Annotated in this window: 14 protein-coding genes; 10 read left to right on the forward strand and 4 right to left on the reverse strand. The window is 52.3% G+C overall.

What is annotated here, in order from left to right; genetic code table 11:
• The first annotated feature begins 82 nt into the window (after positions 1-82).
• The 6 genes from V3851_RS12570 to V3851_RS12595 all read left to right on the forward strand — a co-directional run bounded on the left by V3851_RS12570 (position 83) and on the right by V3851_RS12595 (position 8,191).
• Positions 83-2,098 (forward strand): LacI family DNA-binding transcriptional regulator, encoded by a 2,016-nt coding sequence (locus V3851_RS12570; RefSeq protein WP_331846880.1) that lies wholly within the window; start codon positions 83-85, stop codon positions 2,096-2,098.
• Between the two features lie 178 nt (positions 2,099-2,276).
• Positions 2,277-3,245, forward strand: a complete 969-nt coding sequence (locus tag V3851_RS12575) for a sugar ABC transporter substrate-binding protein (protein WP_331846881.1) — start codon at positions 2,277-2,279, stop codon at positions 3,243-3,245.
• A gap of 77 nt (positions 3,246-3,322) precedes the next feature.
• Positions 3,323-4,813 (forward strand): sugar ABC transporter ATP-binding protein, encoded by a 1,491-nt coding sequence (locus V3851_RS12580; protein WP_331846882.1) that lies wholly within the window; start codon positions 3,323-3,325, stop codon positions 4,811-4,813.
• A 7-nt stretch (positions 4,814-4,820) separates the two neighbouring features.
• The gene (locus V3851_RS12585; RefSeq protein WP_331846883.1) at positions 4,821-5,804 is read left to right on the forward strand and encodes an ABC transporter permease; all 984 of its coding nucleotides are present in this window, start codon (positions 4,821-4,823) and stop codon (positions 5,802-5,804) included.
• A gap of 54 nt (positions 5,805-5,858) precedes the next feature.
• On the forward strand, positions 5,859-7,298 hold the full coding sequence (locus tag V3851_RS12590) for a hypothetical protein (protein WP_331846884.1): 1,440 nt from the start codon (positions 5,859-5,861) through the stop codon (positions 7,296-7,298).
• A 26-nt stretch (positions 7,299-7,324) separates the two neighbouring features.
• Positions 7,325-8,191: an ROK family protein gene (locus V3851_RS12595; protein ID WP_331846885.1), complete on the forward strand. Its 867-nt coding sequence runs from the start codon at positions 7,325-7,327 to the stop codon at positions 8,189-8,191.
• A 72-nt stretch (positions 8,192-8,263) separates the two neighbouring features.
• Here the strand turns inward: V3851_RS12595 and V3851_RS12600 are convergent, their stop codons facing one another.
• Both V3851_RS12600 and V3851_RS12605 read right to left on the reverse strand, forming a co-directional pair.
• Entirely contained in the window at positions 8,264-9,553 is a 1,290-nt protein-coding gene (locus tag V3851_RS12600; RefSeq protein WP_331846886.1) for a sensor histidine kinase, read from the reverse strand.
• Positions 9,553-10,230, reverse strand: coding sequence for a response regulator transcription factor (locus tag V3851_RS12605; RefSeq protein WP_331846887.1), 678 nt, complete (start codon positions 10,228-10,230; stop codon positions 9,553-9,555). The genes V3851_RS12600 and V3851_RS12605 overlap by 1 nt, the downstream gene beginning before the upstream one ends.
• A gap of 268 nt (positions 10,231-10,498) precedes the next feature.
• On the opposite strand from V3851_RS12605, the gene V3851_RS12610 reads away from it, so the two are divergent.
• The 4 genes from V3851_RS12610 to V3851_RS12625 all read left to right on the forward strand — a co-directional run bounded on the left by V3851_RS12610 (position 10,499) and on the right by V3851_RS12625 (position 16,691).
• Entirely contained in the window at positions 10,499-11,242 is a 744-nt protein-coding gene (locus V3851_RS12610; RefSeq protein ID WP_331846888.1) for a polyphosphate polymerase domain-containing protein, read from the forward strand.
• The gene (locus tag V3851_RS12615) at positions 11,239-11,919 is read left to right on the forward strand and encodes a DUF4956 domain-containing protein (RefSeq protein ID WP_331846889.1); all 681 of its coding nucleotides are present in this window, start codon (positions 11,239-11,241) and stop codon (positions 11,917-11,919) included. Before V3851_RS12610 ends, V3851_RS12615 begins: the two co-directional genes overlap by 4 nt.
• A 20-nt stretch (positions 11,920-11,939) precedes the next feature.
• On the forward strand, positions 11,940-14,102 hold the full coding sequence (locus tag V3851_RS12620; RefSeq protein WP_331846890.1) for a carbohydrate-binding domain-containing protein: 2,163 nt from the start codon (positions 11,940-11,942) through the stop codon (positions 14,100-14,102).
• A gap of 204 nt (positions 14,103-14,306) precedes the next feature.
• Positions 14,307-16,691, forward strand: a complete 2,385-nt coding sequence (locus tag V3851_RS12625; RefSeq protein WP_331846891.1) for a GH36-type glycosyl hydrolase domain-containing protein — start codon at positions 14,307-14,309, stop codon at positions 16,689-16,691.
• Positions 16,692-16,878: 187 nt separating this feature from the next.
• On the opposite strand, the gene V3851_RS12630 is transcribed toward V3851_RS12625, so the two are convergent.
• The gene (locus V3851_RS12630) at positions 16,879-17,574 is read right to left on the reverse strand and encodes an ABC transporter permease (RefSeq protein WP_331846892.1); all 696 of its coding nucleotides are present in this window, start codon (positions 17,572-17,574) and stop codon (positions 16,879-16,881) included.
• Complete coding sequence (locus V3851_RS12635) at positions 17,558-18,490, reverse strand: ATP-binding cassette domain-containing protein (RefSeq protein WP_331846893.1); 933 nt, start codon at positions 18,488-18,490, stop codon at positions 17,558-17,560. Before V3851_RS12635 ends, V3851_RS12630 begins: the two co-directional genes overlap by 17 nt.
• Between the last annotated feature and the right edge of the window lie 86 nt (positions 18,491-18,576).

The raw sequence follows: 18,576 nt of genomic DNA on the forward strand, positions 1-18,576 counted from the left end.
CCAGACTATAAAGCGGGTTTTTATTGACCCTCTTAAGATTAAATGCTACAATTTCAGTAAAATTTACGTAAATTTCAGGTGGGTGATACAATTGGCAACGATCAAGGAAATAGCTAAGCAATCGGGGGTTTCTATCGCCACGGTTTCTCATGTTATAAATAAAACGAGATATGTTAGCCCGGAGCTTGTTGACAAGGTTGAAGCGGTGATGAAGGATCTCGGTTACGACAAGAAAATAAAAGAAGCGGACAATCATTTCAAAATAGGCAAGCAGTCCGAAATCGCCTTGGTTCTTCCGCGTTTGGAGGGAACACTGTACGCGAAATTAACGTCCCATATTTCTTCGCAAATTGCTGAGAACGGCTACAACTTAACGGTATATTTCCATAATGATGATATTACGCAGGAAAAGACTGTTATAACGAACATTCTTAATAACAAAAGAATTGCCGGAGCTATTATCGTGCCGGCCAGTAAAGAAGCCAAGCAATTCGGCAAGCTTGTTCAGCAGCAAATTCCGTTTGTGTTCCTGGACCGTACGGTCAGGGTCAAAGGAGTGGATTCCGTCATTCCGGACAGCAAAGGCGGGATCTTTAAAGGCTGTACCCATCTGTTGAAATCAGGGCATGAGCAAATTGCTTTGATTATTGAACAAGGGCAATACTCCACGTCGGAGGATCGGGTAGAGGGGTACAAGGAAGCGCTGGATTCCTACAAAATTCCATTCAGCAACGATCTGCTGGTTGAAGTCGATCCGGACAATATCGAGGATTTCGAACGGAAAATCAAGACCGTCTGGGTCAATCACGAGAAGCCGGCTTTTGTGGCTACGGGGAATCGAATGACCCTTAATCTGCTGAAAGTGATCAACAAATTGGGCCTTGAGTGTCCGACGGATGTTTCCGTAATCGGCTTCGGTGACGAAGAGTGGTCGGAAATCATCAATCCTCCATTAACCATCTTGAAGCAGGACACGGAGGAAATGGCCAAGCAAGCCGTGGACATCGTTCTCGGAAAATTGGAAAAATACGATGATTCAAGCGCGGTGATAAAGATTCCGCTGCAGTTTTCCGTGCAAAAATCTACGCAGGTCATCGGCAAGGGGCCGTTCGGCGAAAAACCGGTCACGCCGGAGGAACTGACATTGACCAAAGAGGAGACCCAACAATTGATGACCGGCGGCTACAAGGTCGGCATCTCTTTCCACTATGGCGGTACCGCGTGGACAAGACTTTACGAAAACGGAATTCGCAATATTTTGGAGAAGCACGGCATTTCCATCGTTTCGATTACGAATGCCGATTTTGACCCTTTGCTTCAAGTGACACAATTGGAAGGTCTGCGGATGCAGAAGCCGGATGCGATCATTGCGATTCCCGTCGATGACGAAATCACGGCGAAGAAATTCCAGTCGATTTCAGAGGAAACGAAGCTCATCTTCATGAGCAGTGTTCCCGAAGGCATGACGAAAGACCAATATTCTTCTTGTGTTTCCGTAAATGAAAGAGAAAACGGCCAAAACATGGCCCTGCTTTTGGGCGATTATTTTAAGAACAAACGCGATGTAAAAATCGGGTTTATCGGTCATGGCGCTCCTTTCTATGGTACCCATCTCAGAGATGCCGTAGCCAGCGACATTATCCGCAGCAGTTTTAACAATATCCGGATTGTGGATGAGAAGTATTTTTACCGGATCGAGAATACGTATGAGGTTTGCAAAAAAATGATGACCGATCATCCGGAAATCCAAGGCTTGTATATATCTTGGGACCGGCCTGCGCTGGAGGCTATCAAGGCGCTTAAAGAGCTTAAGAGAGAAGATGTGGCGATCTTCACCTCCGATTTGGATCTTGAAATCGCCACGTATTTGGCAAACGAAGAAATGGTGAAGGGGCTTTCCTCCCAAAGACCATACCAACAAGGCATTGCCGTGGGACTGGCTACCGCCAAAGCGCTGCTCGGACATGATGAGCACAAGTATATCGGAGTGCCGCCTTATATTGTGCAATCGAAAAATTTACTGAAATCGTGGAAGGATATCATTCTTGAACCGGCTCCGCCGGAAATCGAAGAGCTCATTTTAAACAAATTTACGTAAATTAATAAAATTAAGATATTTTCATTATATTTTTTTAACTAAATTATTGACATGCACAGGAGGACGTGTTAAATTTTACGTAAAGAATTTGCAAGCGGTTTAACAGATTCTGAACTGTGCGCACAGAAACTAAACCGTAGACGTTCTAGTTCAATACACCTTGGGGGGTTGGTTTATTGTGAAGAAAAATTTTTTGAAGGCATCCTTGTTAGCGCTTTCCGTCATCGCGTTGTCTGCATGTAGTAATGGTCAAACCGCCGAAGTCACGAATAATGCGGGCGGCGAGGACACGTATAGCTTTGCTTTTTTGACAAACACCCAGAATAATACGTTCCAAACCGCAATGAATGATACTTTCGAAAAGCTGGCTGAGGAAAAGGGATTTAAATACACGATGCTGGATCCGGATTATGATCTGAACAAGCAAATTAACCAAATGTCGGATGCCGCAAACCAAGGTTTTGATGCCGTGTTTGTTATTCCGGTCGATTCCGCGGGGATTCGTCAAGGGCTGGAAACCATTCACGATAAAGGAATTCCGATCTTCAATGTCGATACGGCCGTGATTGAGGAGGACCGCGATCTGGTGCAAAGCATTATCGCTACCGATGCCTATATGGCAGGTAAGTTAATGGGAGAACAGATGGTGAAGGACTTCCCGGATGGCGGCAAAATTGCCATTTTGGATTTCCCGTCCAACGAGAGCTGCGTTCTTCGTGTAAATGGCTTTATGGACGGCTTGGGTGATAGCGCTTCAAAATTTGAAATCGTTGCGCAGCAAGACGGTAAGGCCTCGTTGGATGCCTCCCTGCCGATCGCCGAGGATATTATTCAGGCCAATGCGGATTTGGACGCATTCTTCGCAATCAATGACCCTTCGGCATTAGGTGTGGCTGCGGCCATTTCCGCAAGCGGTAAAGAAGATATCGCCGTATATTCCATCGATGCTTCCCCGGATGGCAAGGAAGCCTTGCTGGACGGCTCCTTTACGGCAGTTTCCGCTCAAGTGCCTATTCAAATCGCCGAAACCTCCTTCAATATGGCTGTAGATTACCTGGAAGGCAAGGAAGTCGAAAAAGAAGTGCTGCTCCCTTCGCACGTAGTGACAAAGGAAATGGCGGAAGAAACGAAAGGGCAATGGCAATAAGCAATAGGAAGTCGATTAGAATGCAAGTGCCCCTTGCATTCTAATCTTTTTATCTCAATTTGGGGGTGAAACGGCCAATGGCGGGAAATGTCCTGGAAATGCACGGTATCGCCAAGAGCTTTGGAGCTACCCACGCTTTAAAAGGAATCAATTTTGAGCTTAAGGCGGGAGAGATTCATGCTCTGCTCGGCGAGAATGGTGCCGGTAAATCAACCTTGATCAAAATTTTGGGCGGAATCCACAAACCGGATCAAGGCCAAATTTTAATAGACGGAAATCATGCGGATATAGATAGTGTGCAAAGCGCCCGCGCTTACGGAATCGGAATCATTCATCAGGAAATCGTTCTGGTCCCCGACCTTAGTGTTGCCGATAATATTTTTCTCGGTAGAGAACCGGTGACCAAGTGGGGGTTTAAGGACAAGCGGAAAATTAACGCTCAAGCCAAGCAGATGCTTGAACAGCTGGGTTTAAACATTCCCGTGGATACGCTGGTGGGGGAACTGACGGTAGCGCAGCAGCAGCTCGTGGAAATCGTCAAGGCGGTCTCTTTCAATGTCAAAATCCTTGTCTTGGACGAGCCCACTTCCTCGCTGTCGGATGAAGAAGTGAACAACCTCTTTATTCTTATGGAGAAATTGAGACAGCAGAAGGTGGGGATGATCTATATCTCCCATCGCCTCGAAGAATTGTTTAAAATGTCCGACCGCATCACGGTAATCCGGGACGGCAGCTACGTCGGAACGAAGCAGACGAGCGATACCAATCCCGAGGACCTGGTGGCCATGATGGTGGGACGGGAGCTGGAAAGCTTCTACACCCGAACGTATTCGGTTCAGGAAGAAGAGGTTCTGCGTGTAGAGAACCTGTCCAGGAAGGGTGTCTTCGAGGACGTTTCCTTCCGGGTGCGCAAAGGTGAAATTGTCGGTTTCTCCGGTCTGGTGGGCGCGGGAAGAAGCGAATTAATGCAGACCATCTTCGGGGCCTACCGTCATGATCAAGGAAGCATCCATTTAAATGGAGAACAAGTGCAATTTAAAAACTGCGGTCAAGCGATTGCCAAGGGAATTGCGATGGTACCGGAAGACCGGAAAGGCCAAGGCTTGGTCCTGGATAATTCGGTCGGGTTCAACATCACGTTGTCCAATTTGAAAAATCTGATGCAAAACAGCGTTATCGTCAGCGAAAAGAAGCGCGCGAATGAGATTTCCAGATATATCAGCGCTCTAAATATAAAGACCGCTTCGCCCCATATCGAAGTGTCCAGCTTGTCCGGGGGTAATCAGCAAAAGGTGGTAATCGCCAAATGGCTGGCGATCAAGCCGAAACTCCTGATCCTGGATGAACCTACGCGGGGCGTTGACGTCGGAGCCAGAGCCGAGATTTACGCCATTATCAACCAGCTTGCCAATGAAGGCTTGGCCATCATCATGGTATCTTCGGATCTTCCGGAAATCATCAATATGTGCGATTCGGTTTGCGTCATGAGAAACGGCAGACTGGCGGCGCAGTTGGAACAATCCGAAGCATCCCAAGAAAACATCATGCGCTTTGCGACAGGAGGTTAAGGAACCTATGAAAGTAAAAGCGAATAACGCCTTTACATCCATGTTAAAGAACAATATAGGAATTATCTTTGTTTTGCTGATTATGTGCGTGATTTTGTCGATTACTTCGCCCGTATTCTTAACGACGGACAATCTCATTTCCGTATTGCGCCAAGTATCCAATAACGTGTTCCTGGCGCTCGGTATGACGCTGATTATGATTCTGGGCGGGATTGACCTATCCGTAGGCGCCATCGTAGCCGTCTCGGGGACACTGACCGTAGGCTTCATCGTGAATAACGGCATTTCCATCCCGGTTGCGATTGCGCTCGGCGTTTTGATCGGCGTTCTGCTTGGGTTTTTTAACGGCATAATCATCGCACAATTCAAACTGCCGGCATTTATCGTAACGCTGGCAACGATGAATATCGCTCAAGGGATCGCTTATATCTACAGCGGCGGCCGTTCGGCCCGGATTACAAACGACACCTATACCTTAATCGGTACGGGAAAGCTCTTCGGATTTCTCCCTTTGCCCGTTCTTTATATGATTATTCTGATCATTATCTTTATGGTATTACTCAATAAAACGAGATTCGGCACCAATATTTATGCGATCGGCGGCAACAGAGAGGCTGCCCGTCTGTCCGGCGTGCCGAGCAAAAAGGTAGAGATCGCCGTATATACGATCTCCGGCTTGCTGGCCGCACTGGCCGGCGTCGTACTCTCCGCTCGGATGTATTCGGGACAGCCTTCGGTCGGCTCGGGATATGAAATGGACGCGATCGCGGCCTGCGTACTCGGCGGTGTTTCCATGGCCGGCGGCCGGGGCCGGATCAGCGGTACGATCTTTGGCGTGCTGATCATCGGGATCGTCAGCAACGGCTTGAACCTGATGGGCGTCAGCTCGTTCTGGCAGCTGCTGGTCAAAGGTTTGATCATTTTGATCGCCGTTCTTATCGACGCCCAGAAGGGAAAGAAGCTCCCCTTTTCTTTTAAACTAGCTAAATAACTAAGGATTCATTACACCACGCAAGCTATTAAAAATGAAAAGAGGTTGGAACTTTTGGAAAAAGAAAAACAAGGCTTTAAATATAAATTCCAGATTATGCTGAACAATCCCGATCATTTGACTAGGAGGAATGAACCGGTTATCACCAAATTGAATTTCTCCGGCCTGGAGGTCCATAAAGACGGCCTGGAGCTCTATGATAATAATGACCAAAAGGTTCCGTTCCAAATTATAGATCCGGTTTTCGAAGGGGATTATATTCAAGAAGCTTCTATTGTATACGTAGTAAGCATGGATCAACTGGTGGTCTCGTACTGGCTGTACGCGAACGACAAGCCGCTGCTTCCGCAAGCGGAGTATGTGGGGATTCGCAAGCTGGAGCCGGTACAAGCCGACGGCTTCCGGAGACTGGATACGGGCCACTACATCCTGGAGCTGTGTTCGGGAACGGCGGACGGCACTTCTTACGGAAAATGGGGCATCCGGTATTTCGAAGCCAAGGAAGAGAAGAAAAATCTGATTAAGGATTATTCCAACGCGATCGGCGGCTTCTACGGCCCGTTCTTTACGCCGAAAAACGGATTAATCAACCCTCCGGAGCACACCAAAGTGGAGTGCGTAGCGGAAGAGGAAGGCCCGATCTATTGCCGGTACCGCATGAACGGCACAGTGCCGGATGGACTCGACGAGAACCTGAAGGGCAAGAAGTTTTCGATCACTTGGGAGTTTTTCCATAACTCGCCTTGGTTCAGAAGAAAATATGACGTGGATGATTTCTCCACCACGGTCGACGGTATTCCGGTTGTGAATAAAATCACGGTTGGCGATGAATTTGAAAGCGGGAAAGGAGACCGGGTGTTTACCTCTTTTGCATCCTATGGAGGGACGTACTATAGGGAAGGGGATTTATACGCGAACATCTTGTCCGCAGGGGTTCATCGGCTGCTTGAGCATGCGGACGAACACGCCAGCGACAACCTGAAGAAATATAAAGAGAGCATCGGGGACGATATCAATAAGGTTTCCTGGGACTTTTTCTGGAGACTGTTCTGCGTACAGGAAGGCATCCTCGATGCGGATGAGATCAGGGCGCATATTTCCGAAATCATCCCGGAATCGCACCGGCAGGTTCATTTGAGTGAACGAAACGAGCAGGTGCTGTATGATAAGTTTGTGGACGTGAACGGCGCGCCGGAACAAACCATTTTCCCGATGAGCGCCAACAAAACGGCGGAGCTTAACGAGCAAACCGGTTATGCGATGGTTTGGTATACGAGCGAAGTCGTGTCGAGATACCAAATCGTGCAAAGAAATGATTCGGGCTGGGTCAACTGGGGCACGAACGGAGAGAACGAGCATCCCGAGCTGCCGACGGGTTCGACCATTTATTCGGCTTACGGGAAGTTTGACGACTGGGAGAAACAAGCCGACGCTATGGAGAAGAACATTGACTCCAAACAAGGCCTGGTTCAGATTCTGACGAGCGGAGAGTAACCGCTAGTTACGGAGGTGACGTAAGTTTGTATGGTGCAATAGAAGCTGGGGGCACAAAGTTTGTATGCGCGGTGGGGAATGAAGCTTTTGAAGTGCTCGATCGCATCGCGTTTCCGACAACGACGCCGGAGGAGACGCTGACTCAGGTATTCGAATTTTTTGACCGCTACGAATTGAAGGCAATCGGAATCGGCTCTTTTGGTCCGATCGATATCAACCGCGATTCTCCAACATACGGGTATATAAAAAACACGCCAAAGCTGGCCTGGGCCAATTTCGATCTGCTGGGAGCGGTTAAACAGCGATACGGCGTTCCCGTCGGATGGAATACGGACGTCAATATCGCGGCCCTTAGCGAAGCCGCAAAGGGCGCGGGCGAGGGAATGCGGAACGTCCTGTATCTGACCGTAGGAACCGGTATCGGCGGAGGCGCGGTTATAGGCGGGCGCATGCTGGAGGGATTCGGCCACCCGGAAATGGGCCATATCAAGGTGCGCAAACATCCGGACGACCCGTTTGCCGGTACATGTCCGTATCATGGCGATTGCCTGGAAGGCTTGGCTGCAGGGCCGTCCATCGACGCCCGGGTCAAGAAGAAGGGTTATGAGCTTGGGCAGGATCATGAGGTATGGGATTATCTTGCCCATTATTTGGCGCAAGCTTTATATAACTATTCCATGGTCCTGCGCCCCGAAGTGATTGTGCTGGGCGGGGGCGTCATGAAAAGCCCGGTGCTGCTCTCCAAGGTGAAAGGCATCCTGCTTGAACTCATCGCGGGCTACATCGATATTCCTTCCATAGACCGGTACCTGGTTCCTCCCAAATTAGGCGACGATGTGGGAGTGATCGGAGGATTCCTGCTCGCGAAGATGGAGCTGGACGGGGAACGTTAAAGAAATGGTGCAATATGCAGTACAAGAGGCCAACCGTTAAGGTGGCCTCTTTGTCTTGGGATCTCTCCGGATTTAGCCCAATTGCACGTAAAAACTCGTCTTTTCCTTGGGCACGCTTTTCACGAAAATTTTCCCCTTATGCTGCTCCACGATCGACTTGGCGATCGCCAGGCCCAGTCCGTACCCGCCGTGCTTGCGCGAGCGGGAGGCCTCGGCCCGGTAGAAGCGGTCGAAGATGTGATCCTGATGCTCGGGCGCGATGCCCTCGCCCGTATTTGTCACCTTGAGCAGCAGGTGATTGTGCTGTTTTTTCAGCGATAGATCGATAGAACCTTTCGGGTTGGTGTATTTGATGGCGTTATCCAGCAGAATCATCGCCACCTGCTTGATCTGTTCGCTGCTGCCCGTCAGCGTCAGATTAGGCTCGATTTCGTAAGTGAACGCGATATCCTGCTCGAAAATGACGGCCTCCATCGTCAGAATAATGCTCTCGACGGCCTCGCTGAGGTTGAACGGAACGTAAATCATATGTTCGCGGCCCTCGTCCATTTGGGTAAGGTAGAGCAGGTCGTTCGTGAGCTTCTTCATCCGCTCCGTCTCCGATTTGATATGATGCAGCCATTTGGACTGCGCGGCAATGGTGTCCTCGCTGTTCGCGAGCAGTACGTCGGCATTCGTATTAATGACCGCAAGCGGCGTTTTCAGCTCATGGGAGGCGTCGGCAATGAATCGCTTCTGCTTATCGAAGGCTTCCCTCACGGGGGCGATGGAACGGTTGGCAAAATAGCGGCTGATCGCATAGATCACGACGAACATAGCCAGGGCAACAATGGAAAAGGTATAAATCAGATTCGAGATGATGTTCCGTTGGGCCGTCACATCCAGATAAACGATCGTATATCCTTCCGGATTTTGCTCTACCCGGTAGGCCCAGCTTGTATCATTGAGCGTAAACGGGCCGCTGTTTTCCGGATGAAGCGCGGCCACTTCCCGGGCCGTCTCATAGAATTCACTATTCATATCGAAGCGGGAATCGGCCGACAAGAGATTCCATTCCCGGTCTGTGTACAGCGCAAACGAAACGGACAGCTCGGGAGGAGGAGTCTGGCCGCCGCGTCCCCGCTGGAACGGCTTGCCGTTCTCCAATTTCTGAGCGGACATGGACATCGACATACCCCCGTCCATCCCGTGCTTGCCGTCATCTTGGCGGTAGGATTCCGCGACCTGCTGAAGCCTGATGTCGATATCGCGGTGCACGTTTTGGTACGTAATCGTATAGGTAGTCGTAAAGGCGACTAGCATAATGACGGAAATAATAACCATGTTCATGAGCAAGAACCGGTTACGCAGCTTTTTAAACATCAGGAGGTCTCCTCCAATACATAGCCGACTCCGCGGATCGTATTGATCCGGACGGCGGCGTTCAGGAAAGTCAGCTTCTTCCGCAGAAACGAAATATAAACTTCCACATTGTTATACTCGGCGTCGGAGTCGAAGCCCCATAATTTCTCGATAATCTGCTCCTTGGAGGTGACCGCCTGCTTCCTTGTGATCAGCAGCTCCAGCAGCTCGCTTTCCTTCAAAATCAGCTTCAGCTCTTTCCCATTGCAAATCAGTTTCAATGTCGAGGTGTTCAATTCGATATCGCCGAACTTCAGGCTGTCCTCGGGAACCACTTCGCCTTTCCGTCGCATAGCGGCCCTGATGCGGGCCAATAACTCGCCGGTCGAGAACGGCTTGGCGACATAATCGTCGGCGCCGTAATCGAGGCCGGCGATTTTGTCATCCACCTCGCCCTTGGCCGTCAGCATAATGACGGGCGTTGCAATTCCTTGGGAACGGATCGTCTTTAGCAACGTGATGCCGTCCAGTCCGGGCAGCATGATGTCCAGCAGCAGCAGATCATAAATTCCGCTGAGGGCGTTATCGAGTCCCGTCTGCCCGTCGTGAACGGTGTCGACGGAGTAATTGTTTTTCTTCAAAATTTGCGTCAACGCTTCCGCGAGATGGACTTCATCTTCAACAATTAATATACGCATTGGATGTACTCTCCTTCACTCTTCATGATGAAGCGGCTCTATGAATTCATTATAGGAAGGAAATCTTTAATCAACCTTAATCATAGCACCCCGCTATCCATGTCCCAAGCTATGGTTATGTAATTTTACAAAAAAGCCGGAAATCATCTCTTTTGTTATCGGATTGTTTAAGTTTCGTTAAAGGTTGGGGTTTTAAGATACAGACATGGAAGGGCGAGAGAATAATCCCTAGCCGAACCGCACTGCAGGAACGAAAGGAGCTTGAACAATGGCAATTGAAGTGTTCAACCGATACGAAAACAAATATTTAATGGATACCAAGGCTTTCTACCGGATTTACAACGATCTGATGGAATATATGGAACCGGACGAGAACAACAGGAACGGCAAGTTCTATACCATCAGCAACCTGTATTACGATTCGGAGCATCATTCGCTGATCCGGGGCAGCCTGGCCAAGCCGAAATACAAGGAGAAGCTGCGCATCCGCTCATACGGCGTTCCGGCCGGCGACGCCAAGGTGTATCTGGAGCTGAAGAAGAAGGTGTTCGGCCTGGTCAACAAGAGAAGAACCTCGCTCAGGCTGGGTGAAGCCTATGAGTTTGTCCGCACCGGAACGCCCCCCGCTTACCGGAAAGGCATGAATAAGCAGGTCATCGGAGAAATCGAATATTTCCTCAGCCGGTACGAGCTTCAGCCGATGGTTTACCTGGCCTATGACCGCATCGCCTTGTTTTGCAAGGGCAACCGGGATTTGCGGATCACCTTCGATACCAACATCCGGTCCCGGCGCTACGATCTTAAACTGGAGGCGGGCGACTACGGCGAGCAGCTATTGAAGCGGGGGCAATGGCTGATGGAGGTCAAAGCGGAGAAGACGATCCCGGTCTGGTTGTCCAGGATGCTGTCGGAGCATCAATTGTACCGCACCAGCTTCTCCAAATACGGCAATGAGTATAAAAAATCGATACGAAACGCACCGGTTGTTGAAAGGGAGAGAATTGTCCTATGATCGAGTCCATCTTTAATTCATCCGCTGCCGATACCGCCTTGTCGCTGTCGCACGCCCTCATTACGCTGGCCATCGCCATTGTGCTCGGCGGCATCATAAGCTTCACCTATATGAAAACACAGCCTGCCTTTTCTTCAAGCTTCACGCTGACGATGATGATTCTTCCCGCGATCGTGGCGATTATCATTATGCTGATCGGCAGCAATATCGCCAGAGCGTTCAGCTTGGCGGGCGCGTTCTCCATCATCCGGTTCCGCAGCGCGCCGGGCGACTCCAAGGATATCGCCTACGTGTTGTTCGCGATGGCCGCCGGGCTGTCCGCCGGTGTCGGAGCTTTCGGTTACGCGGTGCTGTTTACGGTTATTCTTTGCGCACTCATGTATGTTCTGAAGGCGATCAAATTCGGCGCGAGAAAAGATTCGTTTAAAATCTTGAAGGTGACCATCCCGGAAAATCTGGGCTACGAAGAAGCTTTTGACGAGGTGTTCCGGATCCATGACGTTGATTACGAGCTGAAAAGAGTCAAGACCACCGAGCTGGGCAGTCTGTACGAGGTTGTTTATTCGGTAAGGCTTGGGCCGGACACGAACCAGAAGGAATTTCTGGATGCCATTCGCACCCGTAACGGCAATCTCGATATCAGTCTCACCATGAATCCTGTGGCACAGGAATATTAATAAGAAAAGAGGTTGGAATCATGAAAAATTCATATAATGTCAAATTTGCGGCGTTTATGCTTCTCTCCGCTCTGCTGGCCTCCGGCTGCAGCGCCAATGCGGCAGGCTCTTCGGCCGATACGGCCGCTTCCTCCGCCGAGAATACGGAATCTAACGCGGGGAATGCGGCAACCGTCCAATTGGCCGGTCTCAAGCCGGAGGATCTGGTGGAATACGATGAAGCCGACACCGCCGCCGATTGGAGCGCGGAGAATGCAACGTCGATTGCACTGAACGGTGCCGGAGCCGTGGTTGACGGACCGGGCGCCGCTGCGGACGGCGGGGTTGTCACCATCTCTGCGGCCGGTACCTATGTGCTGAGCGGCAAACTGGATGACGGCGGCATCGTAATCGACGCGGGTGACGAAGACTTCGTGCGTTTGGTGTTGAACGGCGTGCAAATCCATAACGCGGACAGTTCCGCCATTTATATCAAGGGCTCCGGCAAAACGGTTCTCACGCTAGCCGACGGCACGGAAAATACGATTTCCGACGGTGAAGCTTATACGACGCCGGATACCGACGACGAAGAGTTGACCGCGGCGATTTACAGCAAAAGCGATTTGACGATCAACGGTACGGGCAAACTGAGCGTCCAAGCGAACTACAAGGACGGGATCACAGGCAAGGACGATTTGAAAATCGTCAGCGGTACGCTGGATGTGACGGCGGCCGACGACGGCATCGTTGGCCGCGATCTGGCCGCTGTCAAAGAGGGAAGCATTACAATTAAAGCCGACGGAGACGCCATAAAGACGACAAACGATACCGATGCCGATAAAGGGTATCTCGTGGTCGAGGGTGGCACATTCGATCTCGAAGCCGAAAACGACGGTCTTCAAGCGGCTTCCGCCCTGCTGATTGCAGGCGGCTCCTATGATATTATGACGGGCGGAGGCAGCGCCAACGGAGCGTCCCATGAAGAGGAGAATCGGCCGTTCATGCGGCCGGGGTCCGATACCCGGCAGCAGGAATCGGGTGATGCGCAGGATTCGGTGGAAGAGGCAGATGCGGCAGATACGGCGGCGGCGGATGGGTCTGAGACCGAAACCGACGTGAGCGAATCGGACAGCGCCAAAGGGCTTAAGGCCACCGTTGGCATCTCCATTACGGATGGCACCTTCAAGCTGGATTCCGCCGACGATGCCTTGCACAGCAACGGCAGCATCCATATAGCGGGCGGACAGTTAAGCCTGGCTACCGGCGACGATGCCATTCATGCCGACGAGGCGATTGCGATCTCCGGCGGCACCATCGATATTGCCGAGAGCTATGAAGGCATCGAGAGCGCGGATATCGCCATTTCCGGCGGCGAGGTCCACGTGGTGTCCAGCGATGACGGCTTCAACGCCTCCGGCGGGACGACCGTTACTGCGGCTACGGAGCAGGCTGCGGCCGGGGAAGCGGAGCAGGCCGAGAGCGGAGCGCAGGCGGGAGGCCAGGGACGGCCCGGGGGCGGCGGACCGGGAGCCGCGACCGATGCGATGCTTTCCATCAGCGGGGGATATGTTACTGTTGACGCGGGAGGTGACGGGCTCGACTCCAACGGATCGATCGTCATGTCCGGCGGTACCGTACTGGTGAACGGGCCGACGAACGGCGGCAACGGCAGCCTCGATTACGACGGCACGTTCGAACAGTCCGGCGGCCTGCTGATCGCGGCCGGAAGCTCGGGTATGGCGCAGGCGCCGTCCGAGTCCTCCTCGCAGCGCTCGGTCATGATGACCTTCCCAAGCACATTGGAAGCAGGTACACTCGTCACGTTGACAGACAGCGCAGGTACGCCGGTACTGAGCTTCGCCCCGGCTAAATCGTTCCAGACCGTCGTCATTTCGTCGCCTGACCTGAAAGCGGGCGAAACCTACGCCTTCTATACCGGAGGCACAGCAACGGGCGAGGCGACGGACGGCCTGTATGAAGGCGGCAAGCTGGAAGGCGGAACGAAGGTCGTCGGCTTTACGCTTGACGATACCGTCACCTATGTAAATGAATCCGGCGTTACGACCGGAGGCGGCGGGTTCGGCGGAGGCTTTGGAGGCGGAGGCCGTAGAGGCATGGGCGGGGGCCAAAGTATGGAACTTCCTGTCGGAAATGAACCTTCCGCCCCGGAACAAACCTCGGATCAAAGCGGCACCTCTGCTTAAATAACGTTATATCTTTTTAAAAAAGGCGCTTGCCCTTGAGCAAGTGCCTTTTTATCGTTCCAAATTATGCCGAAAATTAGTTAGAAGAGCACCCACTGGTGCTTTTTTAATTTTTCTCTTTATCCGGCGTGCCGCTGCTGTATAATTAATATAAAATTCGCAAGCGGTTAATCGAGTAATAATTACGAGGAAAAGAGGTATGACATGATTAGAGCGACGGCGGATCAGGAGTATTATGAACTGACAAGTCCGACCCTTCTGCCCAAGGCTTCGGGGTTTCTGTGGAACGAGAAAATGATGATACATATGAATTGCCGCGGGTACGCGGTGGCCCAATTCATGCAGCCGGAACCGGCGAAGTACTCCCATGCGCCGAATCTGGAAGCCAAGACCTTCATGCAGCCGGAGCAGCCTTACTATGCCCATCATCCGGGCCGTTTCGTGTATGTGAAGGATGAGGAGAGCGGCGAAATTTTCTCCGCGCCTTACGAGCCCGTTCGGGTCCCGGCCGATGACTATACATTCGCCGTGGGCAAGAGCGACATTTTGTGGACGGTGAAATGTAAGGGGATTCAAATTGAAATGCGGCTCACTCTGCCGAAGGCGGAGGCTATGGAGCTGTGGGCCGTGAAGGTGAAGAACCTGTCGGGCGAGCGGCGGAAACTAAGCATTTATCCTTATTTCACCGTCGGCTATATGTCATGGATGAACCAGTCGGGCGAATATCATGAAGAGCTGCAAGGCATCGTCTGTTCTTCGATTACGCCTTACCAGAAATACCAGGAATATGACAAAATCAAAGATTTCAACGACAAAACCTTCCTGCTCGCCGACCGGAAGCCCGACGCCTGGGAGGTCAACCAGGAAGCCTTCGAAGGGGAAGGCGGCATTACCTCGCCGTCGGCCATCGGGCAGGAAGAGCTGGCCAAGGGCGATGCGCTTTACGAAACGCCGGCGGCGGTTCTGCAATATCGGGTCGATCTCAATCCGGGTGCGGAAGAAGCTTACCGGTTCTTGTTCGGCGCAGCAAACAATGAAGGGCAAATTGCACAAATACGCAGCGACTATTTCTTGAACAAGAACGCAAGCGGAGAAGACGGCTTCGTGCTCGCCGGGCGGGAATACGACCAATATATCCGGGAGGGGAGAGGCTGCATTGAGATTGCGACCCCCGATCCCGACCTCGACAATTTCGTCAATCACTGGCTGCCGCGGCAGATGTACTACCATGGGCAGACCAACCGTCTCAGTACGGACCCGCAAACCCGGAACTTCCTTCAGGACCATATGGGGATGAGCTACATCAAGCCGCAGCTCGCGCGGGAAGCTTTCCTGATTGCGTTAAGCCAGCAAAAGTCGAACGGAGCCATGCCGGACGGAATCATTCTGCACAAGGATGCGGAGCTGAAATATATTAACCAGGTTCCGCACACGGACCATTGCGTCTGGCTGCCGATTTGTCTCAGCACGTATTTGGACGAAACGAACGATTATTCGCTTCTGGAGGAAAAGGTGCCTTACGCCGATCAGGCCGAAGCGGAAACCGTCTACGAGCATATCCATAAAGCGATGCAATGGCTGGCCGGGGACCGGGACGAGCGGGGACTGAATTATATCAATCAGGGCGACTGGTGCGACCCGATGAACATGGTCGGCTATAAGGGCAAGGGCGTGTCCGGCTGGCTGACCATCGCCACGGCCTACGCATTCCAGGTGTGGGCTGACATCTGCGACAATAGCGGGCGGCCGGAGGCTGCGCAGGATTACCGCGCGGCGGCCGAAGAGACGAACGAGGCGGTCAACCGCTACCTGTGGGACGGCGACTGGTATGCCCGGGGGATTACGGACGACAATGTCGTATTCGGAATCAGCAAGGATCGGGAAGGCCGGATTTTCATCAATCCGCAAGGCTGGTCGCTGCTGAGCGGCGCCGCCGATGAGGAGAAGAAGGAGAAGCTGCTGCGCGCCGTAACCGAGCAATTGGAGACGCCGTACGGTGTCGAGAAGCTTGCGCCTTCATACACTTCGATGCGGGAGGATGTGGGCCGGGTCACCCAGAAGCACCCCGGATCGGCCGAGAACGGCGCCGTTTATAACCACGCCGCGGCCTTTTATATCTATGGCCTTTATGCCGTGGGTGAACGGGACAACGCCTATCGCCTGCTGAGAAAGATGCTCCCCGGACCAAGTCTCGACGATATCGAGCAGCGGGGTCAATTACCGATATTTATCCCGAACTATTACCGCGGCGCTTATCGGCAATTCCCGCGTACGGCCGGCCGTTCCAGCCATTTGTTCAATACGGGGACTGTGCCGTGGGTCTACCGCTGCCTGATCGACGGGCTGTTTGGGGTGCAGGGGACGAAGGAAGGCATCCGGGTAAGCCCGCAGCTGCCGGGCCATTGGAATGAAGCGGCGGTTACACGCGAATTCCGGGGGGCTACGCTGCACGTCGACATCCGTCGGGATGCGGCAGCAAGTCAGACGGAGGTGTACGCAGAAGGCGAGCTGCTGCCGGATGGCGTGCTGCGGGATGTGCAGCCGGGCAAGACCTACCGCGTGCAGGTGAAGCTGCCAGGCGGGGCTTAGCCGCAACGGCAAAGGCAATAAGCGCAAGCGCGAGGGAATGGACTCCCTTACGCTTGCGCTTTTGTTTATGCGTTCCCGCTGGCTTCCGTCGTAAACGGAAAGGCCGGTAAGCTTTCCCGGTTGAGAGCACGACAAGTCAACCCTGCAGACGGGGTTAGTACCCTTCATTCATCCCTTAGATTGGGCGTTAGCCCACATCCACCCGGTCAATATTGCGAAAGCTGAGGTAGGTAATCATTATGCCCAGCGCCGCAAGGGACAGGGGGACGGCGATGATGGAACTGAGGCTGAAGCCGAGATTGTTGGAGCAAACGATCGCCACGATGGCGATGGACGATACGATGGTGGTCGGGACGGATTTTTTGCGCAAACCGGCGACCAGAGGGAGCAAGCTCATCCCGGCTGCCCCGAAAGCTTGCATCAGCACGTTAAGGCCATGGTTGAAGAGCAGTTCAGTCTGCAGCGGGTCGGTTAGGTAGCCCGCAACCGAATTGACCCCGATCAAAATAAGGTCAACAAGCAGGTTGGCCACAATCACATTGACGAAAGTCCAGACGAACACCATCGCGAGTTTGGCGAAAATTAGCTTTTTCCGGCTGACGGGATAGGCAAATAGCAAGGCGATGGTATTATCTCTGAATTCGCCGATGATCAGCTTCGATAACAGCACGGAGGCATATACGATGAAGGTTGCTCGAACGAGCAGATCAATCATGGACAGCAAGTCGGCGTGATCCCGAAACGCGGGCTCATCGATATTGGCTCCGTCGACAAAGTAAATGAGCAACATCATGCCGGCGATAAAGAAGTAAGCGATGAGCGAGCCCCAAAGGTAGCCGGCCAAACGGCCCTTCTTCATTTCCAGTTTAATAAGCTGAAGCATGACGATCGCCTCCTTTGACCATATCGAAAAAATATTCCTCCAGGCTATGATGCCTGCGGTTGATCGATTGAATCGGCACTTCGTTGGCGATAAGCCCCTTGGCCAACTCTTCCTGGGACCGCTTCGCATCATAAATGCGGATGATGTTGTCGCCGATTCGCTTGATATTTTCGACCTCCAGCGTATCTACGAGAACAAAAGCGGCTAAATTCACGTTCGAGGTCACGATTTCCACGTATTCGGTCGTGGAGGCATGTACCGTTTCCATGGAGACTTCGCGGAGCAACCGTCCGCCGTCGATGACGCCGATGGTGTCCGCAACCTGTTCGATTTCCGCGAGTAAATGGCTTGAAATCAGCAACGCGATTCCCCATTCGTCACGCAGCCGACGAAATAATTGGCGCATGAGCTGGATTCCTTCCGGATCGAGGCCGTTGATCGGTTCGTCCAGCAGCAGGAGCTCCGGCCGGGTGGAGATGGCCCGCGCGATTCCCAGCCGCTGTCTCATGCCGAGGGAGAACTGCTTGACCGGCTTGTCATGGGTGCCGATCAGCTGCACCATCTCCAGCGCCTCGCGAATGGCATCCATCTTGTAATAACCCATGTATTCGGCATGCAGCTCCAGATTTTGCTCCGCCGTCAGCTTCTCATAAAACACCGGCGTTTCGATCAAGTGGCCGATCCGTTTAAGGTGCTCCGTGGCACCGGGCATGAGCTTCTCCCCGAACAGCTCGATTTCGCCGCCGGTTGGTCTGACCAACCCCAGCAGCATCTTCATGACCGTCGATTTGCCGGCCCCGTTAGGTCCGAGAAATCCATAGATCTCGCCCCGGCGCAGGGTCATGTTAACGCCCGACACCACTTCCGCCCCTCCGAAGGTTTTGGTAAGCTGGTGCGTCCTTACGATTTCTTTCATGGTTTCACTCCCTTTGTCTTCTTCTACCCTTATCGTAATGGGGGAAACTCTCTTTTTTATGTCGTAGATCTTACTTATTTCTTACT

Origin of the sequence: Paenibacillus haidiansis, from assembly GCF_036553665.1 — a bacterium.
GTDB classification, from domain to species: domain Bacteria; phylum Bacillota; class Bacilli; order Paenibacillales; family Paenibacillaceae; genus Fontibacillus; species Fontibacillus haidiansis.

What these genes read in the sequence shown, in the direction of transcription:
- V3851_RS12580 (WP_331846882.1), top strand. Translation starts at nt 3,323, where the DNA reads ATGGCGGGAAATGTCCTGGAAATGCACGGTATCGCCAAGAGCTTTGGA.
- V3851_RS12585 (WP_331846883.1), top strand. Translation starts at nt 4,821, where the DNA reads ATGAAAGTAAAAGCGAATAACGCCTTTACATCCATGTTAAAGAACAAT.
- V3851_RS12600 (WP_331846886.1), bottom strand. Translation starts at nt 9,553, where the DNA reads ATGTTTAAAAAGCTGCGTAACCGGTTCTTGCTCATGAACATGGTTATT.
- V3851_RS12605 (WP_331846887.1), bottom strand. Translation starts at nt 10,230, where the DNA reads ATGCGTATATTAATTGTTGAAGATGAAGTCCATCTCGCGGAAGCGTTG.
- V3851_RS12610 (WP_331846888.1), top strand. Translation starts at nt 10,499, where the DNA reads ATGGCAATTGAAGTGTTCAACCGATACGAAAACAAATATTTAATGGAT.
- V3851_RS12615 (WP_331846889.1), top strand. Translation starts at nt 11,239, where the DNA reads ATGATCGAGTCCATCTTTAATTCATCCGCTGCCGATACCGCCTTGTCG.
- V3851_RS12620 (WP_331846890.1), top strand. Translation starts at nt 11,940, where the DNA reads ATGAAAAATTCATATAATGTCAAATTTGCGGCGTTTATGCTTCTCTCC.
- V3851_RS12625 (WP_331846891.1), top strand. Translation starts at nt 14,307, where the DNA reads ATGATTAGAGCGACGGCGGATCAGGAGTATTATGAACTGACAAGTCCG.
- V3851_RS12630 (WP_331846892.1), bottom strand. Translation starts at nt 17,574, where the DNA reads ATGCTTCAGCTTATTAAACTGGAAATGAAGAAGGGCCGTTTGGCCGGC.
- V3851_RS12635 (WP_331846893.1), bottom strand. Translation starts at nt 18,490, where the DNA reads ATGAAAGAAATCGTAAGGACGCACCAGCTTACCAAAACCTTCGGAGGG.